Source organism: Ferrimonas balearica DSM 9799, assembly GCF_000148645.1.
Lineage (GTDB): Bacteria > Pseudomonadota > Gammaproteobacteria > Enterobacterales > Shewanellaceae > Ferrimonas > Ferrimonas balearica.
Map to the genome: position 1 here is coordinate 1,848,875 of NC_014541.1, position 24,054 is coordinate 1,872,928.

Consider the following 24,054-nt stretch of genomic DNA (forward strand, 5'->3'; position numbering starts at 1 on the left):
TTCAGCCGCGCGAGTCCGGATAGCGCGGCGAGTCGTCCACCAGTGTCAGCCAACGACACTGGCTGTTGGTGTGCAGGTGATACCGGGGGGCGACCTGATCGGGCTGGTCAAGGCTGGCGATGCTGAGCGTCAGGAGATCGGCGTAACCCGTATGGCGATAGGTGAGGGCGGTTCCGCACTGAGGACAGAAGCCACGGCGAACCTGATCCGAAGAGGCATACTCCCGAGGTGTGCCCTGTTCCCAGATAGCCTGCTCAATACGGAAATCCATCCAGGCTGCTACCGGGCCCCCCGTCGCCCGTTGGCACTGGCGGCAGTGGCAGAACTCCGCGTCATAGGGGGCATCGGTGATGCGGTAGCGGATGGCGCCACAGAGGCATCCGCCGGTCAGAGGCAGTGATAACCGGGTTGGCGTGTTGTCCATAACATTCCCTCTTATGGTCGGGGCCGAACAATCCTGAGTTCGCCGTTAACCATCCGTAATGGGCGCGGTTGTGTCAACGGACAGGGGGGCATTTCTCCACTTAGTTGGCGCCAAAGGTTCTACAAAATAGAATGTTTGGGTCGAAATTACGCGATTAACTTTCGACAAGGTGGCTCGTAATCTGGCACTAAGCCAAAGGAGGCAACCATGAACATTCGACCGCTGAACGCCGTACAACCGTCCCGTCCCACCAGCGATGGAGACGGCGTCAAAATTCGCCGGACCGCCGGCTTTAACGATGCCCGCATGGACCCGTTTCTGATGGTGGATGAGTTGAAAGCGGATGAAACCAAGGATTACGTCGGTGGCTTTCCGCCCCATCCCCATCGCGGTATTGAGACCCTGACCTATATGCTTAATGGCCACTTCCGCCACCAGGACCACCTTGGCAATGTGGGGGAGTTGAGAGACGGGGGCGCCCAGTGGATGAGCGCGGGCCGTGGGGTGATCCATTCGGAGATGCCGATCATGACCGATGGTCGGCTGCATGGCTTCCAGATCTGGATCAACCTGCCCAGAGCCAAGAAGATGCAGGCCGCCGATTACCGGGATTTCCAGTCTGACGTGATTCCGCTGGTGGCGCTGGCCCCACACAGCACCTTCCGCTTAATCAGTGGTGAACTGGCGGGCCAGACCGGGCCGCTGACCGCCCCGGCTGTCCCGATGCTGGTGGGTGACCTGCAGGCCCGCTCTGATGTGTCGCTGGCTGTGCCAGCTCACTACAACCTGGTGACCTATCTCTATCAGGGAGCGATTGAGCTGGATGGACGCCGCATTGAGGCGGACCAGATGCTCTATTTCGGCGCTGGCGACACCCTGGCCTTCGGTGTGCCCGAAGGGGAACAGGCCGGGTTGTTGGTGCTGGCGGGCCAGCCCATTGGTGAGCCTGTGGTGCATTGGGGACCGTTTGTGATGAACTCCATGGCGGAGATTGAGCAGGCGATTGCCGATTACCAAAGCGGTCAGTTGACCGCCTGAAGCAGGGCCGCCATGGTGTCGGTGATCAGGCTGAACCGTTTGGGCAGGGCCTGATAGCGACGTTTAACCAGATAGACCGTCTCACTGACCGGGTTGTCCAGCGCGTGCGCCCGGATCCGCTCCGGTTGGGCGAAGGCGGCAACCGCGTAAGCGGGTAATACGGTAAACCCCAAACCCCGGGCAACCGGCTCCAGAATCAGGCCGATCTGGTTGGAAAATCCCCGTCGTGGCAGCTGGTCAATCTGTTCGAACTGGCTGAAGTTGGCACTGAGCAACAAACCGGCGTGGTGCGACCCATCCGGGTGGTCGATGTAGCCGAGTTGCTCCAGCGTGGCCCAGTCCGGCTGCGTGACTGAGGCGGGGGTGACCAGATACAAGGGTTCATCGGCAAAGCTCTGGCTGGACAGCTCCGGCAGTCGGGCCGGCCGGGTGATCAAACCAAGGTCGAGCTGCCTTGCGGCCAGCTGCTTCTCAATGCTGTCGTTGGGGGCGAAGGCAAACTCCACCTGAAGGCCCGGATGGCGGACCTGCAGGTCCAGCAAGCCGGGGTAGAGGCGCAAGCCGAGGCTGCCCGGGCTGGCGAGGCGGCACCGCCCCTCCACTTCGCTGTCAGCCTGCAGGCTGCGCTCCAGGCGGTCCAGCTGAGACAAGGTGCGCTGCGCCTGGTGATACACCCGGTCACCGGCTTCCGTCAGGCTGAAGGACTTGCCTTCCCGCAGCAGCAGTGGCTGGCCGAAGTGCTGCTCCAACTTGCGGATCTGCTGGCTGACGCCGGGCTGGGTCATCGCCAGTTTTTCCGCCGTGCGGGTGAAGTGGCCGGTTTCGACCAGAGTGCAGAAGGTTTGCAGCCAATCCAGGTTCACCATAAGCGTGCGCGATTGCCTAAGTCCAAAAGGATAACGATTGGTTTGGATTTTGCCCTGCGAATCGTTCCGGAACAAGGCTCAGAGGGGCGCAGAGGCCGGGGCAGGGTCAGACACCAAGTTGTCAGCCTGCCGATTTATTGGCCATGTGGGCAGGGGATTGTCCGGGGACTGTTCATTTATACAGTGTTTGATTGCGAGCTGAGCCGGGGCTGGGGTACGCTAGCGCCATCCCGCTCCCGTTGAGATTGTCATGCGCCTCTATATTGCTGAAAAACCGAGTCTTGGCCGGGCCATTGCCGCGGTGCTGCCTAAGCCCCACCGAAACGGCGATGGCCATATTGTGGTGGGCAATGGAGACGTCGTGACCTGGTGCATCGGCCACCTGCTGGAACAGGTTGAGCCGGAGGCTTATGACGCACGGTACCAGCGCTGGGCGTTGTCAGACCTGCCCATTCGGGTGGACAACTGGCAGCTGAAGCCCCGCAAGGGGGGCGCGAAACAACTGCAGGTGATCAAAAAGCTGCTGAAGCAGGCCACTGATGTCGTGCACGCCGGCGACCCGGACCGGGAAGGGCAGTTGCTGGTGGACGAGGTATTGGATTATCTGAAGTTGGATGACGCCCGACGCCACTCGGCCCGGCGTTTGCTGATCAGCGACCTCAACCCGGCGGCGGTCACCCGTGCGCTGAAAGGGATGAAATCCAACCGCGAATTTGCCCCACTGTCGGTGTCCGCGCTGGCCCGTTCCCGGGCTGACTGGCTTTATGGCATGAACTTATCCCGCGCTTATACCCTGTTGGGGCAGCAGGCGGGCTACCGTGGGGTGTTGTCGGTCGGGCGGGTGCAAACGCCGGTTCTGGGGCTGGTGGTACGCCGCGATGAGGCGATCGCCAACTTTGTGGCCAAACCGTTCTACCAGCTGGATGCGCTGATCGAGCATGACAGTGGGGTGATCCGGGCGCGTTGGCAGCCCAGCGAGGCGTGTCAGCGCTGGCTGGATGAGGAGGGCCGTTTGTTGTCCCGCGGTCTGGCGGAAAACGTGGCGTCGCGGATCGCCGGACAGCCCGCCACGGTGGTGACCTCCGAACATAAGGAGAGCAGCCAGGCGGCGCCGCTGCCGTACTCGCTGTCGGCGTTGCAGATCGACGCCAACAAGGCGTTCGGGATGAACGCTCAGGAGGTGCTGACCCTGGCCCAGTCGCTGTATGAAAAACACAAAGTGATCACCTATCCCCGCTCCGACTGCCGTTACCTGCCTAAAGATCACTTCGCCGAAGCCGGTGCCGTGACTCAGGCCATCGCCCGGTGCTTGCCGGAGCTGGATGGCGCGGTATCGGGGGCGGACCTTAAACGTCGCTCCCGGGCCTGGAATGACAGTAAAGTCACCGCCCACCACGCCATCATCCCCACCCCTAAAGCGGTGGCGCCACACAGCCTGTCCGGCAAAGAAGCGAAGCTGTATGGACTGATTGCGCGCCAATACCTGATGCAGTTCTATCCGGCGGCGCAGTACGCCGAGTCGAAACTGGTGTTCACCATCGGCAGTGGCCATTTTGTTGCCAAGGGCAAGGTGTTGCGCCAGCCGGGGTGGCGGGCTTTGCTGCCGAAAAAGCCGGAGGCGGAATCCCGTGCCACGTTGCCGGAGCTGGCGCCGGGCAGTCAGTGGCCCTGTCGTGGTGGTGAGATTAAGGATTGCATGACCGAGCCGCCAAAAGCCTTTACCGAGGCGACGTTACTGCAGGCGATGACGGGGATCGCCCGGTTCGTGCTGGATGACACCCTTAAGGGGATCCTGCGGGAAACCGATGGGCTGGGCACCGAAGCTACCCGGGCGGGGATTCTTGAGTTGCTGTGCAAACGGGGGCTGTTGCGGCGGGAGGGCAAAACCCTGCGCTCAACGCCATCAGGGCAGGGCTTGATTCATGCTTTGCCGGAGCAGGCCAGCTACCCGGATATGACGGCGCATTGGGAACGCAAGCTGCAGGACATTGCCGAACGGGAGTATGGCTATGCCCCCTTTATGGCGGATCTGGACCAGCGCCTGCTGGCTTTGGTCACTCAGGCCCAGCAGGGTGGGGTGCCGCCTTCGCTGCGCAACCTGCCTGCGGTGGCGCGCAAAGCGCCGGTGCGGCGGCGTCGTAAAACGGCAAAAAAAACGCCATCTCAGTGAGATGGCGAAACAACATTCAATAAATGCAGGGAGATGATGATGTCCTTGCATAGTCAGGCAATCGCCCCGGCCAGGAGTTCCCTGCCGGGGCGATTTTTTTCGTTTTTTGTTTGCCCGAGTTGGGTGGGGCTGGGAAAAGAGCAAAAAAAACCGCCCAATCCAAGGGCGGTGAACGAATTCGTCAATGAATTTGCAGGGAGATGATGAATTCCTTACAGGGTATGACTGGGCGGTTCAGACAAAGTTCCCAATCGAAGGACATTTTTTGCGGATGCAGCGAAACGGGCAAAAAAAAGCCGCCAAGGGAAGTGGCGGCTGGCGAACTCGTCAAAATTTGCAGGGAGATGATGATTCACTTATTGCTTATGACTGGGGCGTTGGCGGGAAGTTCCCAGCCGCGCTAAAAATTCCGTCGTAACCGTGAATATGGGGCGCAGGAAGCGCCGGAGGGTAAGCATGAAAGCGCTGTTACTGGTGCGTCACGCCAAATCAAGTTGGCGCCATAAAGCGCTGGCGGATCTTTATCGGCCGCTGTCTGGCCGGGGGTATCGGCAGGCGCTGGGGATCCGGGCCCGTCTGCCGGTCGAACCGGAGTTGTGGCTGTGCTCACCCGCGGTGCGGGCTTACAGTACCGCGTTGCTGGCCGGCGCGGCGCCGCTGCAGCTGGAACCCGCGCTCTATCCGGGGGACGTCAACGCCTGCCTGAGTTGCCTGGATGGGTTGCCGGACTCGCTCAGCCGGGTGGCGATGGTGAGTCACAATCCGGGACTGGAAGCGCTGGCAGAGCGGCTGTCCGGACAGTCGCTGGTATTGAAAACCGCTGAGATGGTGCTGCTCTGTTGGCAGGGAGAGTGGCAGAGTTGGCGGATGGGGGTGCAGATCACCCCCATCCGACGCGAGGATTAAACCGCCTCGGCGGTAAAGGTTTGCTGCGGCGCCACCAGTTGGTCCTGAACGGCCACCAGCAGCAGCTCGCGGCTCTGCTGTTGATGGGTTTCATTAAACAGCGCGAACATCGCTCCGGCGACGTGCTCCAGCGCCGCTTTCAGGTCGCGGGTTTGCAGGTAACGGGCCAGGAACAGGGCGGTGGTGGCATCGCCGGAACCGTTCATCGGGGTCGGGAAGGTCAGGCGTGGGGTGCGCACCAGGAACGCTTGCTGTTCGGTCACCGCCAGCATCTCGATGCTGTCCTCGGGCGCGTCTTCTCGCAGCAACGAGGTGATCAGCACCACCTTGGGGCCACGGGCCAGCAGTTCCCGGGCGGCGCCGAGGGCGTCTTCCAGGGTGCGCAGGGAGCGGCCGGTCAGGAATTCGGTTTCAAAGTGGTTGGGGGTGAGAATGTCCGCATGCTGAATCACCGCATCGCGGAAGTGCTCCGGCACACCGGGGCGGACAAAAATGCCACGGTCAACGTCGCCAATCACCGGGTCACAGCAGTACAGCGCATCCGGGTTGGCGGCCCGAACCTTGGCCACCGCATCCAGGATGACCCGGGCCATTTGTGGGTCGCCCAGGTAGCCGGAGAGCACGGCTGAGCAGGTGGGCAGCACGCCGCGGTCGTCGATGCCCTGGATAACCTCGGCAACCGTATCCGGTGCGAATACCGGGCCGCGCCACTGGCCGTGGCCGGTGTGGTTGGAAAACATCACGGTGTAGACCGGCCAGACATTGAGTCCCATACGTTGTAACGGGAACACGGCGGAGGCATTGCCAGCATGGCCGTAAGCGACATGGGACTGAATGGAAAGGATGTTCATGGTACTGCTCAATGGGTCGGGTAAAACATGAATGGGGGTTTTAGCACGGTTTTGGCGCCAGCGCGATGGTCAATCCCTGCCAATGCTTCACCTTGCTATCGTGTTCACCCCGTGGCTCAATGGACTCATCTCCCTTGTGAGCGTTGAGCATGAATCCGGCTTTCTCCATCGCCACCTTTAACCTGTTTAACTTTGTTGAGCCGCCACTGGCCTACTACGACGCGGAAAACATCTACGATGCGACCCAGTGGCAGCGCAAGTGCGACTGGACCCGCGATCGCCTGATTGAGATGGCGCCGGACATCATCGGTTTTCAGGAGGTGTTCAGTGCTGCGCCGTTGGCAGCATTGTGTGAGGCGCAGGGGCTCAGCCACTGGGCGCTGGCGCCGGGTCAGGAGGAGCAGGACTTTATCCGGCGCAAGCCGCGGGTGGCATTGGCCAGCCGTTACCCCATTGTCGAAACCGCCACCGTGCAGCCCAACCCCGAGCTGGTGAAAGCGCTGGGGCTGGCTCAACCCTTCCACTTCTCCCGGCAGCCTCTCAAGGCGCGCCTGCACGTCCCCGGCTTCTCTGATGTGCGGGTCATCGTAGTGCACCTGAAAAGCCCCCGGGCGGCGTGGCAGCCCGGCGAGCGTCCCTTGATCGCCGACGAGGAACTGGACCAACGGGTGGCCACCCCGGTGCTGGGTCGGTGGGCCTCTGCGCTGCAACGCAGTGCCGAGGCAGCAATGCTCTGCCTTGACCTGATGAATGAGCAACTGCGGGACCCGCTGCCCAGCGTCATTCTCGGTGACTTTAATGGCGATCTCGGCAGTGACCTGCTGACTCTGCTGCAGGGCGGGGAAGAGGACGCCTATCGCCTGCAGGACGCCCATGACCTGGCGCTGTACCAGGGTGACCGGGACCCGACCCATTACTGGGGCGCGAACGGCAGCGTGCTGGACCATATTCTGCTGTCGGCGCAGTTCAACGCCGGTTTTGGCCAGAGCCTGGCCCAGGTGGATGAGGTGGTGGTTTGGGATCGACACCTGCGTTTCAACGATGCGGAGCAGGATCGGATGGCGTCAGACCACGCGCCGGTTTTAGCTCGAATTTCCGTCAGAATCTGACGGTTCGAAACTCCTTACCGCCTTTCGTTCCAGATTGTTAAGTGGACTGCACCCTGTGGGGGGCGCACTGAGAAGGGGGTCACAAGGCCCTATGCCCCTTGTTGTTACACTGTCGACAAGTTGATTAACACCACCGTGTTGACATCCTCATAACAAGAAATGCCGCCATGGTTAATCTCAGCAAGTCGCTCGACTTTGATACGCAGGCCGGAGCACTTATCGATAAGCGCACCGGTGAAAGCACTCAACTGACCTTTTCCGAAGCTGCCGTTTTGTCTGCCCTGCTTGAACACCAGGATGACATCTGCTCGAAAGAATCGTTACTGGAAGCCGGCTGGCCCGATCGGGTCGTGGCCGCCTCGTCGTTGCTGCAGTGCATCAGCCTGTTGCGCAAAAAGCTGCAGCCCTATCCGGAGATTGAGCTGAAAACCCTGGCGCGCCGGGGCTATCAGCTGACCATCCGCGAACTCGACAGCGACGCCAGTGAAGCCGAAGCGCCTGTCCGTAACTGGCGCCCATTGGTGTTTGTGCTGGTGTTTATGGTGGCCATTTCAAGCTTGCTGGGGTGGTATGTGGGGGATTACCACCGCATGTTGCAGTCCAGTAAGGTGTGGAACGGCAGCATCACCAAGAGCCTGATCATCGGCAGTGCCCGAGGCGCCCTGCAGATCCTGACCCGGGAAGACCAGGACAAACCGCGCTCGACCAGTTGGCAGCGCCACTTTACCGAGACGGCGGTACCGCACCAGCACTTCAATCAGTTTAAGGGCTTCGGCCTGACCAGCGAGTACGGCCACTCTGTCGCGCTGTGTCCGGATTTCCATCAGGGACACTGCTCCGGCAAGGGGTTGCTGAACATCACCTTCCCGGCCAATGAGCGGGTAACGCTGGATCTGCCGGCGTTCCTCCAACAGGCGGAGGAGATGGAAGAGCGGATCCGCTACAACCGGATCCAGCTGCCCAAAGCCCCCGAGGTTATCGAAGGTGAGCTGGTTGAGCAGATCTACCAGGGGGACATCTACTTCCCCTCCAACGGTCGTCTGTTGATCCGTACCGACCACGCGTTGTCGTTGGTGTATCAGGATGCCAACAGTGGTGTTCTGTCGGCCAGCTACTGTGTGACGGATGAGGACTGCATCACCTCGCCGATCAAGTACCGCATTGAGGGCAAGTTCAAGCGCTATGATCGCACCATCGGCAGCGACAAGGTTGAGGTGTTCCAGGTTGAGGTGACCCGTAAGAACCTGTTTACCCCGGAAAGCGTCAGCCCATCGGCGCTGGTGTTCTACCGTGAACTGCGCCGCCAGAGCCTGAGCAAGGAGACGCTGTACTTCTACCGTCTTCATAATGACGCTGAAACCGGCCTGTGGATCCTGCCCTATATGGGCAATACCCTGGCCTGGATGCCGCGCAGTGAGCTGAAGATGTAAACTTGCCAGCCAACCTTGAGCCTGATGTCAAAACGCCGCCTCTCCAGCGGCGTTTTTTGTTGTCACCCCAAAACCACCGCCTATGGCGCACGCTGCGGCCGAATCCGTATTCAACACCGAAGAAGCGGCATAGTCCGTAGCGTGCGGCTGTGCCGCACGGATCCCAAGGGGGTTCGGGTCATCAATCCGATGAATCGCAGGTCAATCGAGGCAGGTGCCAAAGTGTGGGGGCTAACGACGAACTCCCTCGGCGCGATGTGAGACACCAGGATTGCGCTTCAAGGGAGGTGGAGAGACAGCAAGGCCTGAACCTCTACGCCTAAGTGGAAAGCCCCCTTCTTAGGGGCGAATCAAAACCACCTTCTATGGCGGTGGCGATCGTCCGTTCAGGGCTTTGCCCGAAAGGGAAGGGGTAGGGGCAGAGACAACAACGCCCCCAATGCTGGGGGCGTTCGCAGGCAAGCGGAAGGCATCAGCCTTTGTGTGGGTGCTGATACTTGTCGACAAACTTCTCCAGGTAGGGAATGACCCCTTTGGCTTCCCAGTCCAGATAACCGCGAACAAACCCCACCAGGTGGCCTTCGCCGTCAAACAGGTAGGTGGCGGGTACCACGTTAACCGGGACGGTGTTGCCGATGGTGTGCTCCGGGTCGTACAGGGTGTTGAGCTCCGGCAGGTCCAGTTTGGTCAGCAGGGCCCGGACATCGGCGGGCAGTTCGCCCTCCTGGTCAATATTCAGCGGCACCACGGTCAGGCCCTTACCGGCAAAGTGCTGGCGCAACGCCTCCATCTCCGGCAGCTCTTTGCGGCACGGCCCACACCAGGTGGCCCACAGGTTCAGCAGCACAACATCACCCTGGTATTGGGTGAGGCTGACCGGCTCCCCGGCTTCGTTATTGAAGCTCAGGTCCGGCACTTTACGGGCCTGGGTAAACTCAATCAGGCGGGACAGCACCATGGGCTTCATGATCGGCTCGCCGGTGTTGTAGGCCTTTTCAAGATGGGAAGTGGCACCCGCGGGCAGGCTCAGTGTCAGGGCCAGACCCAGGGCCAGGGCAGATAATCGCATCGTTCACTCCGTTTGGTTGGAACGGCGGGCGCCGATAAGCACGCCCACCACTAGCAGACAAAACAGGCCCAGCGGGCCAAACCACAGCAGCCAGGTGTTGGCCTCCACTGCCGGGCGATAACGAATTTGCGGGCCGTAGCGTTGTTCCAGCTCGGTCATCACCGTCTCTTTGCTGGCGCCCTCAAGCAGGCGTTCTGCAATGCGGGCTTTGAGCTCAAAGGCGATGGGCGCCTGGGACTCCAGAACCGTCAGGTTGACGGAGGCAGGACAGCGCAGCTCTGCGGCGATCGCTTCGTATTGGTGACGCTGGCTGGCGGACATCTGCTGTGCCGCCAGTGGGGCACTGAGCAGTGCCAGCAGAAACAGGGTCAGGGCACGCATCAGGCGCTCTCCTTCCGTTGGGGCCACAGGCACAACATGCCGCCCAGCATCATCAGGGCAGCGGCCAGCCACAGCCCGTTGATACCGGGCTTAAAGCTGATCCGCATCAGGTACTCTCCCTGCTCGAGCTCGGGGCCCATTGACAGGTACAGATCCCCCATCGGGCGGCGCAGTAACGCGGACTCGGTCAGCTCCGTCATGTCATCGGTGTAGGTGCGGCGCTGGGGCAGCAGGGTGGCCTGCTTGATGCCGTCGCCATCCTCAATGCGGATCCGTGCCTGAGTGGCGATAAAGCCGCGGCCGGTGACCTGCTCGGTGGCTTCATACACCACGGTGTGTTCCGCCACGATGCGACCGGTACCCGGGCCCATCCGGACCATGGCGTTCTGTTCGTAGTTGGAGACCGCCGTGGCCCCCAGCATGGCGATAACCAGACCAAAGTGTGCCAGCCACATGCCGGCTTTACGGGGGCGAAGGAACAGGTCAGGGGTCTGTACGGCCCGCACCATCAGGCTCAGTAGGAGTGCAATGGCGGTGAACAGTCCCGGTACCACCCAGGCCAGGCTGTCGGTGGGGTAAACCGCTATCAGCGCCACGCTAGCCAGCGCGCTGCCGCCCAGCACCAGGGCCGCACTCTGCCACTTCAGTTTGCGCACCAACGCGAGCGACGCCAGCAGGGCACAGAGGCAGGTAATGGGCACAAACAGGCTGTTGAAGTAGGGAGGGCCCACTGAGATGGCGCCCATATCCAGCATCTTGAACAGGATGGGGTAGCAGGTGCCCAGCAACACCGCGAAGGAGGCCACCAGCGTCAGCAGCGCACCAAACAGGGTAAAACCGGCGCGGCCGCCCAAGGGCACCCGGGCACTTTGCGGCACACCACGCCAGGCGATCACTGCCATGGCAGGGCCGACGGTGGCAAGCAGCAGCGACAAAATCGCAATGCCACGGCTGGAGTCGGAAGCAAAGGCGTGAACCGAATCAATCACACCGGAGCGCACCAGGAAGGTGCCCACCAACGCCAGGGCATAACCCAGAATGCACAAGCACAGGCTGCTGGCGGTCAATGCCTGGTGGCGGCGGTTGAGATAGAGCAGGTGGAGGAGGGCGGTGGCCACCAGCCAGGGAATAAAGGAGGCGTTTTCCACCGGGTCCCAGAACCACCAACCACCCCAGCCCAACTCATGGTAGGCCCACCAGGAGCCAAAAGCGTTGCCGCCGGTCAGAACGATCCAGGTCAGCAGGGTCCAGTGTCGCAGCCAGCGGCCTAATTGCGTCCCGCTCTGCTGCCGCCACAATGCCGCCATGGCACCGGCAAACAGCACGGTAAAGCCGATGTAGCCCAGGAAGATCATGGGGGGATGCAGGATCAGGCCGATGTCCTGCAACAGAGGATTAAGATCCCGTCCCTCGGCAGGGACATCGGGCAGGTAGCGGGCGAAGGGGTTGGAGGTCAGGACGATAACCAGATTAAAGCCCGCGTTTACGCCGGCCAGAATCGCCACCGTCGTGCGCTGAAAAGCGGGTTCCAGTCCGCGGGAGAAGGTGATGCAGCCCAGCGCAACCGTGATGCCCGCCGCCCAGAACAGGAAGGAACCCTCATGGCCTCCCCAGAGTGCTGCGACTTTATAGGGCCAGGCCAGGGTGCTGTTTGAGTTGTTGGCCACATAGGCCACGGAAAAGTCGTCCACCAGAAAACTGATGGCCAGACTGAGAACCGCGACCGCCGTCAACGCCAGCATCATCGCAACGCTGGTTTTTTGCATTTGCCAACGGTAAAGCGAAAAGCGTTTTAGCAGCGGCAACACGAATATCAAAATTGATAAGACGGTAGCGACAATAAAAGCAAAGTGCCCAATTTCCGGGATCACAATTCACCTCTGGTTCACTGGGTGAGAATAATTAAATAATGCAAAGGCCAATCGACTCAGCCTCATTATTGACCCTTACTCTATCACTACCGTTCCCCGTCAAAACGCCCAAGTCGACAAAGTGTGAGGCGTCTCCCCGAAAAAGAAAGCGCTCAAAAAACGCCCAAAAAAGACAAAGAATTTCAATTTGGCATGTTCTGGATACTGCAACCCCGTTTGGCAAAAAGATGTTAACAATCAGGCTAAATCAGACCTGATAAAGGGCGATTTTAGATCTCACAAAACCTCAAATATAGATAGTTATGTGGTTGTAATGGAAGGTAAAAGATATCAGTAATCTCAAAGCGGTGGAGGTTATAACAAACCCTGGAGAAAAATGTGACACAAGTTGGGTGGAAATGTGTCTTGGGGGTGTTTGAATAATTTCACCTTCACCGGGAACGCCATGGGAACCGCCTTTGCCAGCGGGGCAGCCTGGGAAGGAAAAATGAAATTAGGAGATGTTGATGAAAACCTGGAAACTCCGCGCGACTGTTGCGGCCGTGATTGCCACTACCAGCGTAGCTGCTTACGCCGGTGATGCCGCAAAAGGGCCCAATCCAAAAATGTCGCCCCAAGCTCAATTGATATTTAACAACCCCGATGGCACCGAGGCGGTGAAAGGGGTTAAAACCCTCCATGATTATATCGTCGACGAAAAAGAGTTGTTTGAGTTCCTGTTTGAAAATCATCCGATTTTCAAAACCTACGGACCTGAAAATCGCATGTTGGGCACGCCCCACATCAGTGACCGTGGTGAAGAGTATCTGCACACCGGCAACTCAGAAGAGTACAGCGGTGTGGTGGGCCGGCCCTCTGCGGTTCAGTACCGCCTGGGTTCCAAATCGATTCTGGACTACCCCAACAAGTTTGTTGGCCCTGAGAAGTGTGGTGAGTGTCACCAGGTACAGTACGAGAAGTGGAAACGCTCTCGTCACGCCAACACCATCCGATTCCCGGAGCACGTGGTTGAAGCGCCCAATGGCGACCTGAACGCTGGTCTTTATGGCACCGAAGCGTCCATCCTGCCGATGGGGATCACCGAGGACGCCATCTATGCCGTTGTGGGTACACCGCGTACCAAATACGGCTTTATCGACCCCTACCTGGTACGGGGTTCCTACCACATTGTCGACGGTTTGCTGAAAGACGGCACCGGGACTCTGGTGGCGGGCGGTAACCAGTTCTCCCGCGTTTGGGCGGAGTGGCTGACCCCCGAGATGGCCAAAAAGATCAACAAGGTGATCCCCGATTTCCCGGTGGATATGGCGGAACACGGCAAGATGGGTTCCAACGTATGGGGGATGAACTCCTACGGTTCCACCTACAAAGACAAACTGCTGTTCCAGCCGGCGTCCTCCTACTGCGAGGTTTGCCACACCTTCAAGTTTGATTTCCAGAGTGACGACGAGTTCTTCGCGGCACTGGGCAACCCGGAAGAGCTGCGTAAACACACCATCGCTCGTGGGGTCAGTTGCGAAGAGTGTCACGGCGCCGGTGCCCACCTTGACGGTGGCGTGGGCAAACTGCAGTCCAACTGTGAGCGCTGCCACCAGCGTTTTGACTATAAACCGCAAATCGCCACCGGCCCGGACGCCAAGCCGGAAGACGCCTTTGGCGTGAAGATGAAGGGAGCGTGTCCGTCCTGTGGTACCGAAGGTTCCCAGATGTTTGGCTCGGCTCACTACGATGCGGGCATGCGTTGTACCACCTGTCACGACCCGCATGAAGTGACCGATGGCAACTACCTGACCGGCGTGACCAAGACCAACCAGAAGATGGAGTGTGGCAGCTGTCACGAGGCGCAGGCCGAGTTCCACGCCCAGTCTCAAGCCCACGGCGAATCCGATTGCACCTCCTGCCACATGCCCAATATGGGCTCCTGTGAGAAGTTCAAATCGATTCAGTTCCCGGACCACGCTGGTTTCGATAACGTCCGTGCCTCCCACGTCTGGAACATCGACGTTCACCCCAACCGCAAGACCCTCAACCCCGGTGAAGGCCAGCCTCGCGACGGTTCCGGCAAAGACTGGACCATGGCCAAGGATGAGGACGGTTACACCTACCTTGATCTGATGTGGTCCTGTGCCCGGACCTCCTCCTCTGACCGCAACGTGGTGAATGGCAAAGGCTGCCACAGCCAGTTCCAGTCCGAGCTGGATGAAGGCCTGCACTTCCAGGATCAGATGGAGATCTACGGTGAGGTGATGAAGTGGCAGGAGCCGGTCAAGGAGACCCACGCCAAGGTGGTGAAATCCATCGAGCGCATTGAGCAGCTTCTTAACGTGACCCGCCTGTCCACCTCGGACAAGGCCCAGATCCTGATGATGGTCGACAAGGCCCGCGATGCGGTCGCCAAGATCGAGACTGACGGTTCCTGGGGCGTTCACAGCTTCGACTATTCCAAACGGATCATCGAAGACGCCTGGATCTACGTGCAGGAAGCCCAGGCCATGCTCGACGCCGGTGACTACGTCGGCGAGTAAGCCAGAATGCGGCCCCGGCGCAAGCCGGGGCCCATTTAAGGGGGAGTTATGACCAAGCTGATTCGTGCCATCGCCCTGCTGTGCTGCTGCGCCATTCCGATGGCGATGGCGGGTGCCGGAGGCGAGATGCGTCCCGCGCCGGTGTATGACACCGAGATCAACTACATGAGCCTGGCCCAGGCGGAGCAACGACTGGGACACCCGGGCGTGCGGTTTTACGACGTCAATGTGCTGGAGATCTGGGCGGACGGGTACATCCCCGGGGCCATCCACTTCTTCGTCGACAACTGGAAAGACCTGCTGCCCGAAGACAAGGGCACCGAGATGATTTTTTACTGCGCCAACCGGCTCTGCAATGCCAGCGAGATTGCGGCGCACGCGGTAAAAGCCATGGGCTACACCAACGTCAGCCAGATGCCGGATGGGATCTTTGGCTGGAAGATGTCTGGCCGGGCGGTTGAGAAACCCTGAATACCCATTCAAACCAAGAGACAAGATGATGAAAGCCTTCCGTAAACGCACTTTTGCTGCCCTGGCCGTCAGCGCCGTGCTGTGCAGCCTGCCCACCTACGCTGCGGATTTGGAGAACGAGTCCTACAGCATTGGCGCTTCCTTTGGTCAGTATCTGTCCGGCCAGCTGGAAGGGCAGGAGGCCCTTGGCCAGACAATCGATCTGAACGCCCTGATGGACGGTGTGGAAGATGCCCTGAAGGGCGAAACCAAGCTGGATCCGGAAGCGATGCTCGATCATTTGAATGCACGAGCCGAGCGTCTGAACACCGAATTGAAGGCCCGACAGCAAGCCGAGATGGACGCTGCCAAAGCGGCCAATGACGCCTACCTGGCGGAGAACGCCCAAAAAGCGGGCGTGGTGGTCACCGAGTCCGGCCTGCAGTACCAGGTGCTGGCGCAAGGCGAGGGCGAGAAGCCCGCTGCCGAAGATGTCGTCACCGTCCATTTCAAAGGCTGGACCATCGACGGTTCCCAGTTTGAAAACACCTACACCAAGGGTGAGCCGGCACAGATGAGCCTGATCCACACCATCCCGGGATGGGAGGAGGGGGTGCAATTGATGTCTCCGGGCGCGAAGTACCGGTTCGTGATGCCCGCCAACCTGTCTTACGACATCCAGGACCCAAAGGCCGCTATGGCGCCGCACTCCGCATTGATTTTTGAGATCGAACTGATCGCCTTCAGCGAGCCTAAGGCCGGTAACTTCGGTCACGGCGCCTCCATGGGTGGCGGCGCCGCCATGGATGACATGCTGCAAGGCCACTGAGGCCGTTCCAGCCAACCTGATTGATCACGCTGCCGAGGTTTCAATGATCCCTTTGTCCCTTGCCCTGGTGATGCTCCTGTTATGCGTCTGCGGGATGGTTGCGCACCAGCATCAACGCTGCGTCGCCCAAATCGCGTCACCGGGCAGGGGGTTTCCCTTGGCCCTGATGTCCGCTCTCATCCTCCCTGCAATGGTCCTCTATGGCTTTCTGGGACACCTGTGGGATTGGGACCAAGGCCGCGTCGATCATCGGGTTGGCTACCTGCTGCAAAAAACCATCAACGAAGACCGCCTGGCGCTGGAATCCGAGCCAGCCAATCCAGAACGCTACCTGAAACTGGCCCGCAGTCATGCGGCGGGCGGCCAGTATGAGCAGGCGGTCACCGTGATGGAACAACTGCTGGCCCGGGCTACGCCGCAAGCGGCGTGGCTGGGACTTCAGGCCAGCTACCTCTACTACCGCGATGGTCGTGCGTTCGGCGAGGACGCACGGGCACGGGTGGAGCAGGCCCTGAGCCTGGACAACACGGACGTGACCACACGGATGCTGTTGGCCAATCAGGCCTACCTAATTGGCCACTACGCAGAGGCCATCGGGCACTGGCAGGTACTTCTGGCCAGCCATCGGGATGACGTTAACCGCACTGCCATCGGTAACGCCATCGCACGGGCCGAGGCCCGGCTGCCGGACGCGTCCTGACGTCCCGACCCATCAATAACAACGAGGATGATGATGTGAACCAACTGAAGCTACACCGACGCCAGTTCCTGCAGGGGATTGGTGTTGGTACCGCGGCGGTGACTCTGGCGGCCTGCAGCAGCACCGAGGAGGGCGCCGATGGCGAAAAACGCCCTCATTACGTGATGTTGTTTGATCAGACCAAGTGCACCGGGTGTGGCCGCTGCAAAGACGCCTGCAACCAAGCCAACGATCTGCCCGAGGGGATGGCACGCCTGACCCTGGAGCGCCAGACCGACCGTGTTGAAGGGACGGTCTGCCCAACCTGCGGCAAAAAAGCGTGTCACTGTGACCGCAAGTACGTCCGGGTCTCCTGCCAGCAGTGCCAGAAAGCGCCCTGCGTCATGGTGTGTCCGACTGGCGCGGCCTACCGCGATGAGAAAACCGGCATCGTCACCATGGATGGCAGTAAGTGCGCCGGGTGCAAGTACTGCATCGGTGCCTGTCCTTACAACGTCCGCCAGATTAACGCCGATACCGACGTGGCTGACAACTGTGATTTCTGCCTGCACAGCAAGCTCGCGAAGGGTGAACTGCCGGCCTGTGTTCAGGCCTGTAAGCACAAGGCGCTGGTGTTTGGTGATGCCAACAACCCCAACAGCTACGTCAGCCGATTGAGTGCGGTGAAGAACACCCAGCGCATCCGGCCGCATCTGGGCACAGAGCCCAGCCTGCGTTACGTCGCCCGAATGAAGCCGGAGGTATGACCATGAGCGGCATCGATTTCACCACTGGCCTTGGCGGCACCATCGCCTGGCCCTGGCCCATCGCCGTCTATCTGTTTTTTGCCGGCATCTCCGGCGGCGCACTGACCGTCGCCATGGTGCTGCGGCTCTACAAAAAGCAGGTCGAGAATACGCCGTTACTGAAAGCGGCCGCGGTGGTGGCGGTGGTCACCATTCTGGCGGGCATGCTGTGCCTGGTACTGGATCTGACCAACCCGCTGTTCTTCTGGAAGATCCTGGTTTACTACAACCTCAACTCGGTGATGTCGCTGGGGGTGATCGTCCTCTGCCTGTACATCCCGCTGACCATGCTGATCGCCGCCTTCGCGCTGCGTGACGAACTGGCCAAGATCCCCCAGATCAGCTTCCTGGTGCCCTGGCTCGACCGCATCGCCGGCCTGCGCCGTCCCTGTGAGTGGACTGGCTTGGTTTGTGCGGTGGCGGTGTGCGCCTACACCGGCTTCCTGATCTCCGCTCTGGTGCGGTTCCCGATCATCAACTCCTCCATTTTGCCGGCGTTGTTTGTGGTGTCCGGTCTGTCCGCGGGCACCGCCGTGGCCAAGATGGTGGCGGTGAAGTGGTTTGGGGAGGACCGGCACAGCAAGGAGATGCACCAGCTGCACGGTGCTGAGTGGCCGATCATGGCCATTGAGGCGATGTTCATCTTCATGCTGTTCTCCGGCCTGATCTTCGGTGATGCCGCGGGTAACGCAGCGATGGCGGCCTTTTTTGAAGGGACCTGGGGCGCTCTGTTCTGGGGCGGCGTGGTTGGCCTCGGCTTTATGTTGCCGTTGCTGTTCAACTTTGCCTTTGGCCAACGCTTCGCGCACTCGGGCCAGGCGTTTTACGCCACCGGCTTCAGCGTGGTCGCGGCGATGATGTGCTTGCGCCTGTTCCTGCTGATGGGCGGCCAGATCTACGGCATGTGATCAACGGCGCCGGGGACCACCGTCCCCGGTTCCAAAGAAGAGGAGAGAGACGATGCGCAAAGGATGGGTTGTTGTGGCGGGACTGGTGGTGGCAGCGTGCTGCCAACATTCGCTGCCGGAACCGGGTCCTATCCATGCCCAGATTCAGCAGCAGGACCGCTGCCACCTGTGCGGCATGGTGCTGGTGCGCTATCCCGGCCCCAAAGGCGTTGCGGAGCTGGCCACCACGCATCAACTGAAGTTCTGCTCCAGTCGTGACCTGTTTGCCTTCCTGCTGCAGCCGGATAAAGGGCGGCAAGTGGTGGAGGCGCTGGTGCATGACATGAACCGCAATGACTGGCATCAGCCACAGGACCAGTTTGTTCGTGCAGTGGACGCCTGGTACGTCTACGGCTCTGACCGGCCCGCCGCCATGGGTCCAGCGCTGGCCAGCTTCGGTACCGAGCTGAGTGCGCAGCGGTTTGCGGATCAGTATGGCGGGCAGTTGCTGCGGTTTGATCAGATATCCCTGGCGTTACTGAGCGGGGATATGAGGGCAGCATCGGGCGGCAGAAAGCGACACTGACAACGACAGGGGGCGGAAAATTGGTGCCATTCTGAGGGCTTCGCCGTGGGGCAGGGCGCCGAATGGCGTTGTGAACGGGCTGTTTCCTCGCGGTTGAGTCGAATTTGCAGTGCAAAAAATGAGCGGAACAAAAACGATACTCACAAAGACGTTCCAATTAGAGCCTTTGATGACTGATGGAGGCTAAAAAGCGCGCTAAAAAAAGCTCAAAAGAAAAAGTCTAACGTGTTGAAAAATAACCTTTATAAGTGGTTTTAGACGTCAGGTTTGGCCTGATGAACTCAATGCGGGGAAAAGTGTGAGATCAGGCGGTTTCTGCGTCTTCTAGCGGTGCTTCAATGCGCTCACCTTCTCGAGGCCAGCCATGGGAACCGTAGATGTCATACGGGGCAAGGCCCGGGAGGGACATAAGAAATTAGGAGATGTTGATGAAAACTTGGAAACTCCGGGCGACCGTTGTGGCCATGATCGCCGGCACCAGCGTAGCTGCCTACGCAGCCGATGCGGCAAAAGGTCCCAACCCGAAGATGTCCCCGCAAGCTCAAATGATTATGGACAACCCTGACGGCACCCTCGAAGAGAAAGGTGTTCGTACCCTGCACGACTACATCGTCCAGGAAAAAGAGTTGTTTGAGTTCCTGTTTGAAAATCACCCGATTTTCAAAACCTACGGCCCGGAAGGCCGTATGCTGGGTACTCCCCATATCAGTGACCGTGGTGAAGAATACCTGCACACCGGTAACTCCGAGAAGTACTCCGCCGAGAAAGGCCGCCCGACTGCGGTTCAGTACCGTCTGGGTTCCAAATCCATCCTGGACTACCCGAACAAGTTCGTTGGTCCTGAGAAGTGTGGTGAGTGTCACGCGGTTCAGTACGAGAAGTGGAAGCGCTCTCGTCACGCCAACACCATCCGTTTCCCGGATGAAGTGGTTGAAGCCCCGAACGGTGACTTCCACGCTGGCATGTACGGCTCCAAAGCCTCCATCCTGCCGATGGGTATCACCCCGGACGCCATCTACGGCGTGATTGGTACTCCGCGTACCAAGTACGGCTTTATCGACTCCTACCTGGTACGTGGTACCTACCACGTTAAAGACGGTCTGCTGAAAGACGGTACCGGTACCCTGATCGCTGGTGGTAACCAGTTCTCCCGTAACTGGGCTGAGTTCCTCACCCCGGAAATGGTGAAGAAGATCAACAAGGCCATCCCGGAATTCCCGGTAGTGATGGACGACTACGGCAAGATGGGCTCTGAAGTTTGGGGTGTGAACTCTTACGGTTCTACCTACAAGCAGAAGCTGCTGTTCCAGCCGGCTTCCTCCTACTGTGAGGTTTGCCACACCTTCAAGTTCGACTTCCAGAACGAAGACGAGTTCTTCGCTGCCCTGGGTAACCCGGAAGAACTGCGTAAGCACACCATCTCCAAGGGTGTGGCTTGTGAAGAGTGTCACGGCGCCGGTGCTCACCTCGACGGTGGTGTGGGCAACATGCAGTCCAACTGTGAACGCTGCCACCAGCGCTTCGACTACACCCCGCAAATCGCAACTGGTCCGGATGCCAAGCCGGAAGACGCGTTCGGCGTGAAGATGAAGGGTGCGTGTCCGTCCTGTGGTACCGAAGGTTCCCAGATGTTCGGCTCTGCTCACTACGATGCTGGTATGCGTTGTACCACCTGTCACGATCCGCACGAAGTGACCGATGGCAACTACCTGTCTGGCTTCACCAAGACCAAGCAGAAAGTTGACTGTGCCAGCTGTCACGAAGCTCAGGCTGAGATCCACGCTCAGTCCAAGCCGCACGGTGACAAAGAGTGTTCCTCTTGCCACATGCCCAACATGGGCTCCTGTGAGAAGTTCACCTCCATTCAGTTCTCTGACCACGCTGGTTTCGACAACGTACGTGCTTCCCACGTATGGAACATCGACATCCACCCGACCCGTAAGACTCTGAACCCGGCTGAAGGTCAGCCGCGTGACGGTACCGGTAAAGACTGGACCATGGCCAAGGACGAAGAGGGTTACACCTACCTCGACCTGATGTGGTCTTGTGCCCGTACCTCTGCCTCTGACCGCAACGTGGTTAACGGCAAAGGCTGTCACAGCCAGTTCCAGTCCGAACTGGACGAAGGTCTGCACTTCCAGGATCAGATGGAAATCTACGGTGAAGTGACCAAGTGGCAGGAGCCGATCAAAGCGACCCACGCCAAAGTGCTGAAGTCTCTGGAGCGCATCGAGCAACTGCTGAACGTGACCCGTCTGTCTAACTCCGACAAAGCTCAGGTACTGCTGATGGCTGACAAAGCCCGCGACGCCGTAGCCAAGATCGAGAAAGACGGTTCCTGGGGTGTTCACGGCTTCGACTACTCCAAGCGCATCATCGAAGACGCTTGGATCTACGTCCAGGAAGCTCAGGCCATGCTCGACAACGGCGACTACGTCGGCGAGTAAGGCACCATGCAGCCCCGGCGCAAGCCGGGGCTGATTTGAGGAGCACAGATGAACGCTTTGTTTAAAGCCCTGGCCATTCTGGCCTGCCTGTTAAGCCCCACTGCCTTGGCAGGGGCGGGCGGTGAGATGCGACCAGCGCCGGTTTATGAAACCGAAATCAACTACATGAGCTTGGCCCAGGCCGAGCAACGACTGGGGAAACCCGGGGTACTGTTCTACGACGTTAACGTGCTGGAGATCTGGGCTGACGGATACATCCCGGGTGCCATTCACTTCTTCGTCGACAACTGGAAAGACCTGCTGCCCGAAGACAAGGACGCCGAGATGATTTTTTACTGCGCCAATCGCCTCTGCAACGCCAGTGAGATTGCCGCACACGCCGTCAAAGCCATGGGCTACACCAACGTCAGCCAGATGCCGGACGGAATTTTTGGCTGGAAGATGTCTGGCCGCGTGATTGAGAAACCCTGATTACACGTTCAAACCAAGAGACAAGATTATGAAATTCTTCTGCAAACGTTCTTTGGCCGCTCTGGCTGTCAGCTCCGCTCTGTTCACTCTGCCGGCTCTGGCCGCAGACCTGGAAAACGAGTCCTACAGCATCGGTGCGTCTTTCGGTAAGTACCTGTCCGGCCAGCTGGAAGGTCAGAAAGAGCTGGGTCAGGAGATTGACCTGAATTCGCTGATGGACGGTGTGGAAGATGCACTGAAAGGCGAAACCAAGCTGGAGCCGGAAGCGATGCTCGACTTCCTCAACGCTCGTGCTGAACGCCTGAACACCGAACTGAAAGCCAAGCAGCAAGCTGAGATGGACGCTGCCAAAGCCGCCAACGACGCCTACCTGGCCGAGAACGCCCAGAAAGAGGGCGTGGTCGTCACCGAGTCCGGTCTGCAGTACCAGGTGCTGGCGGAAGGCGAAGGCGAGAAACCCTCTGCGGAAGACGTGGTGACCGTCCACTTCAAAGGCTGGACCATCGACGGTTCCCAGTTCGAGAACACCTACACCAAAGGCGAGCCGGCGCAGATGAGCCTGATCCACACCATCCCGGGCTGGGAAGAGGGTGTGCAGATGATGTCTCCGGGTGCCAAATACCGCTTTGTGATGCCGTCCAACCTGTCTTACGACATTCAGGACCCAAAGGCCGCTATGGCGCCGCACTCCGCTTTGATTTTTGAAATCGAGCTGATCTCCTTCACCGAGCCTAAGGCCGGTAACTTTGGCCACGGTGCTTCCATGGGTGGCGGCGCCTCCATGGACGAGATGCTCCAGGGCGAATAAGCCAGTTTCAGCCAACCCGATCGGTCGATGATGTTAGAGGTTCCGATGACCCCATTAGCTTTGCCCTTGACGGCTCTCCTGTTATGCGTCTGCGGGATCTTCGTTCTGCAACACCAGCGGTGTGCGGTTCGGATGCCGTCACCGGGCAAAGTGTTCCCAGTGGTCCTGATGTCTACTCTCATCCTCCCTGCAATGACCCTCTACGGCCAGCTGGGCCGCTATGGGGATTGGGACCAGGGCAACGTCGATCATCGGGTTGGCTACCTATTACAAAAAACCATCAACGAAGACCGCTTGGCGCTGGATGCCAACCCCAATAGCCCCGAGCGATACCTGAAACTGGCCCGAAGCCACGCCGCAGGCGGCCAGTATGAGCAGGCGGTCACCGTGATGGATCAGCTGCTGGCACTGACCACACCCCAGCCAGCTTGGCTGGGACTCAAAGCCAGCTACCTCTACTACCGCGATGGTCGTGCGTTCGGCGAGGACGCACGGGCACTGGTGGAGCAGGCCCTGGCCCTGGACAGCGCAGACGTGAGCACACGGATGTTTCTGGCCAACCAGGCCTACTTAAGTGGCCGCTACGAGGAGGCCATCGGGCATTGGCAGGTGCTTTTGACCAGCAACAAAGATGACGTCAACCGCGCTGCCATCGGTAACGCCATCTCCCGGGCTCAGGCCCGACTGGTCGAAGCGCCCTGACAACCCGACCCCATCAATAACAACGAGGATGATGATGTGAACCAACTGAAGCTACACCGGCGCCAGTTCCTGCAGGGGATCGGTGTTGGTACTGCGGCGGTGACCCTGGCGGCGTGCAGCAGCACCGAGGAGGGCGCCGACGGCGAGAAGCGCCCTCACTACGTGATGATGTTCGATCAGACCAAGTGCACCGGTTGTGGCCGCTGTAAAGATGCCTGCAACGAAGCCAATGACCTGCCGGAAGGGATGGCGCGCCTGACCCTGGAGCGCCAGTCCGACCGGGTTGAAGGTGCGGTCTGTCCGACCTGCGGCAAAACCGAATGTCACTGTGACCGCAAGTACGTGCGTGTCTCGTGTCAGCAGTGTCAGAAAGCCCCTTGTGTCATGGTGTGCCCGACCGGCGCCGCGTACCGCGACGAGAAAACCGGCATCGTCACCATGGATGGCAGCAAGTGTGCGGGTTGCAAATACTGCATCGGCGCGTGCCCCTACAACGCCCGTCAAATCAACGACAACACCGATGTGGCGGACAACTGTGACTTCTGTCTGCACTCCAAACTGGCCAAAGGCGAGTTGCCGGCGTGTGTGCAGGCCTGTCGTTACGACGCCCTGGTGTTTGGCGATGCCAATGACCCGAACAGCTACGTGGCCCGACTGCTTGCGGTGAAAAACACCCAGCGCATTCGTCCGCACCTGGGCACTGAGCCCAGCCTGCGCTACGTCGCCAAACTGAAGCCGGAGGTGTAAGC

24 protein-coding genes are annotated in these 24,054 nt (G+C 59.6%); 18 read left to right on the plus strand and 6 right to left on the minus strand.

Going from position 1 to position 24,054, the window contains the following annotated elements; all coding sequences use genetic code 11:
* Position 1: 1 nt before the first annotated feature.
* Entirely contained in the window at positions 2 to 424 is a 423-nt protein-coding gene (locus tag FBAL_RS08380; protein WP_013345166.1) for a GFA family protein, read from the minus strand.
* Positions 425 to 631: 207 nt separating this feature from the next.
* Between FBAL_RS08380 and FBAL_RS08385 the strand changes: the two genes are divergently transcribed.
* On the plus strand, positions 632 to 1,462 hold the full coding sequence (locus FBAL_RS08385; protein WP_013345167.1) for a pirin family protein: 831 nt from the start codon (positions 632 to 634) through the stop codon (positions 1,460 to 1,462).
* Here the strand turns inward: FBAL_RS08385 and FBAL_RS08390 are convergent.
* Positions 1,447 to 2,328, minus strand: a complete 882-nt coding sequence (locus tag FBAL_RS08390) for a LysR family transcriptional regulator (protein ID WP_013345168.1) — start codon at positions 2,326 to 2,328, stop codon at positions 1,447 to 1,449. The genes FBAL_RS08385 and FBAL_RS08390 overlap by 16 nt on opposite strands.
* A gap of 250 nt (positions 2,329 to 2,578) precedes the next feature.
* On the opposite strand from FBAL_RS08390, the gene FBAL_RS08395 reads away from it, so the two are divergent.
* The 3 genes from FBAL_RS08395 (at position 2,579) to FBAL_RS08405 (ending at position 5,404) form a co-directional block, all read left to right on the plus strand.
* The gene (locus FBAL_RS08395; protein WP_013345169.1) at positions 2,579 to 4,498 is read left to right on the plus strand and encodes a DNA topoisomerase III; all 1,920 of its coding nucleotides are present in this window, start codon (positions 2,579 to 2,581) and stop codon (positions 4,496 to 4,498) included.
* Positions 4,499 to 4,682: 184 nt separating this feature from the next.
* Positions 4,683 to 4,916 (plus strand): hypothetical protein, encoded by a 234-nt coding sequence (locus FBAL_RS08400; RefSeq protein WP_148226725.1) that lies wholly within the window; start codon positions 4,683 to 4,685, stop codon positions 4,914 to 4,916.
* Positions 4,917 to 4,954: 38 nt separating this feature from the next.
* Positions 4,955 to 5,404 (plus strand): SixA phosphatase family protein, encoded by a 450-nt coding sequence (locus FBAL_RS08405; protein WP_013345170.1) that lies wholly within the window; start codon positions 4,955 to 4,957, stop codon positions 5,402 to 5,404.
* Here FBAL_RS08405 and pdxY read toward each other — a convergent pair.
* A complete protein-coding gene (pdxY, locus tag FBAL_RS08410) occupies positions 5,401 to 6,255 on the minus strand; it encodes a pyridoxal kinase PdxY (RefSeq protein WP_013345171.1) in 855 nt (284 codons plus the stop codon). The genes FBAL_RS08405 and pdxY overlap by 4 nt on opposite strands.
* A 149-nt stretch (positions 6,256 to 6,404) precedes the next feature.
* Here pdxY and FBAL_RS08415 point away from each other — a divergent pair, with 149 nt between their 5' ends.
* The gene (locus FBAL_RS08415) at positions 6,405 to 7,364 is read left to right on the plus strand and encodes an endonuclease/exonuclease/phosphatase family protein (RefSeq protein WP_013345172.1); all 960 of its coding nucleotides are present in this window, start codon (positions 6,405 to 6,407) and stop codon (positions 7,362 to 7,364) included.
* 167 nt (positions 7,365 to 7,531) lie between these two features.
* Positions 7,532 to 8,794 carry a winged helix-turn-helix domain-containing protein gene (locus FBAL_RS08420; protein WP_013345173.1) on the plus strand — a complete coding sequence of 421 codons (1,263 nt, stop codon included), beginning with the start codon at positions 7,532 to 7,534 and terminating at the stop codon, positions 8,792 to 8,794.
* A gap of 472 nt (positions 8,795 to 9,266) precedes the next feature.
* On the opposite strand, the gene FBAL_RS08425 is transcribed toward FBAL_RS08420, so the two are convergent.
* Genes FBAL_RS08425 through FBAL_RS08435 form a run of 3 tightly spaced genes read right to left on the minus strand, consistent with a single transcriptional unit; the run spans position 9,267 to position 12,010 of the window.
* Positions 9,267 to 9,863, minus strand: coding sequence for a TlpA family protein disulfide reductase (locus FBAL_RS08425; RefSeq protein WP_013345174.1), 597 nt, complete (start codon positions 9,861 to 9,863; stop codon positions 9,267 to 9,269).
* Between the two features lie 3 nt (positions 9,864 to 9,866).
* Positions 9,867 to 10,244, minus strand: a complete 378-nt coding sequence (locus FBAL_RS08430; protein ID WP_013345175.1) for a cytochrome c-type biogenesis protein — start codon at positions 10,242 to 10,244, stop codon at positions 9,867 to 9,869.
* A complete protein-coding gene (locus tag FBAL_RS08435; protein WP_049779412.1) occupies positions 10,244 to 12,010 on the minus strand; it encodes a heme lyase CcmF/NrfE family subunit in 1,767 nt (588 codons plus the stop codon). The genes FBAL_RS08430 and FBAL_RS08435 overlap by 1 nt, the downstream gene beginning before the upstream one ends.
* A gap of 611 nt (positions 12,011 to 12,621) precedes the next feature.
* Here FBAL_RS08435 and FBAL_RS08440 point away from each other — a divergent pair.
* The 12 genes from FBAL_RS08440 (at position 12,622) to FBAL_RS08495 (ending at position 24,052) form a co-directional block, all read left to right on the plus strand.
* The gene (locus FBAL_RS08440; protein WP_013345177.1) at positions 12,622 to 14,640 is read left to right on the plus strand and encodes a cytochrome c3 family protein; all 2,019 of its coding nucleotides are present in this window, start codon (positions 12,622 to 12,624) and stop codon (positions 14,638 to 14,640) included.
* Between the two features lie 48 nt (positions 14,641 to 14,688).
* On the plus strand, positions 14,689 to 15,111 hold the full coding sequence (locus FBAL_RS08445; RefSeq protein WP_013345178.1) for a rhodanese-like domain-containing protein: 423 nt from the start codon (positions 14,689 to 14,691) through the stop codon (positions 15,109 to 15,111).
* A gap of 25 nt (positions 15,112 to 15,136) precedes the next feature.
* On the plus strand, positions 15,137 to 15,919 hold the full coding sequence (locus tag FBAL_RS08450) for an FKBP-type peptidyl-prolyl cis-trans isomerase (protein ID WP_013345179.1): 783 nt from the start codon (positions 15,137 to 15,139) through the stop codon (positions 15,917 to 15,919).
* Between the two features lie 166 nt (positions 15,920 to 16,085).
* Positions 16,086 to 16,619 carry a tetratricopeptide repeat protein gene (locus FBAL_RS08455; protein ID WP_245544383.1) on the plus strand — a complete coding sequence of 178 codons (534 nt, stop codon included), beginning with the start codon at positions 16,086 to 16,088 and terminating at the stop codon, positions 16,617 to 16,619.
* 35 nt (positions 16,620 to 16,654) lie between these two features.
* Entirely contained in the window at positions 16,655 to 17,365 is a 711-nt protein-coding gene (locus FBAL_RS08460; protein ID WP_013345181.1) for a 4Fe-4S dicluster domain-containing protein, read from the plus strand.
* 2 nt (positions 17,366 to 17,367) lie between these two features.
* Positions 17,368 to 18,312 carry an NrfD/PsrC family molybdoenzyme membrane anchor subunit gene (gene nrfD, locus FBAL_RS08465; RefSeq protein ID WP_013345182.1) on the plus strand — a complete coding sequence of 315 codons (945 nt, stop codon included), beginning with the start codon at positions 17,368 to 17,370 and terminating at the stop codon, positions 18,310 to 18,312.
* A gap of 52 nt (positions 18,313 to 18,364) precedes the next feature.
* The gene (locus FBAL_RS08470) at positions 18,365 to 18,877 is read left to right on the plus strand and encodes a nitrous oxide reductase accessory protein NosL (protein ID WP_013345183.1); all 513 of its coding nucleotides are present in this window, start codon (positions 18,365 to 18,367) and stop codon (positions 18,875 to 18,877) included.
* A 428-nt stretch (positions 18,878 to 19,305) separates the two neighbouring features.
* Positions 19,306 to 21,324, plus strand: a complete 2,019-nt coding sequence (locus tag FBAL_RS08475; RefSeq protein ID WP_013345184.1) for a multiheme c-type cytochrome — start codon at positions 19,306 to 19,308, stop codon at positions 21,322 to 21,324.
* A 48-nt stretch (positions 21,325 to 21,372) separates the two neighbouring features.
* Positions 21,373 to 21,795, plus strand: coding sequence for a rhodanese-like domain-containing protein (locus FBAL_RS08480; RefSeq protein WP_013345185.1), 423 nt, complete (start codon positions 21,373 to 21,375; stop codon positions 21,793 to 21,795).
* A gap of 28 nt (positions 21,796 to 21,823) precedes the next feature.
* The gene (locus FBAL_RS08485; RefSeq protein WP_013345186.1) at positions 21,824 to 22,603 is read left to right on the plus strand and encodes an FKBP-type peptidyl-prolyl cis-trans isomerase; all 780 of its coding nucleotides are present in this window, start codon (positions 21,824 to 21,826) and stop codon (positions 22,601 to 22,603) included.
* A 168-nt stretch (positions 22,604 to 22,771) separates the two neighbouring features.
* Entirely contained in the window at positions 22,772 to 23,305 is a 534-nt protein-coding gene (locus tag FBAL_RS08490) for a tetratricopeptide repeat protein (protein ID WP_245544384.1), read from the plus strand.
* 36 nt (positions 23,306 to 23,341) lie between these two features.
* Positions 23,342 to 24,052 (plus strand): 4Fe-4S dicluster domain-containing protein, encoded by a 711-nt coding sequence (locus tag FBAL_RS08495; RefSeq protein WP_013345188.1) that lies wholly within the window; start codon positions 23,342 to 23,344, stop codon positions 24,050 to 24,052.
* Positions 24,053 to 24,054 lie beyond the last annotated feature (2 nt).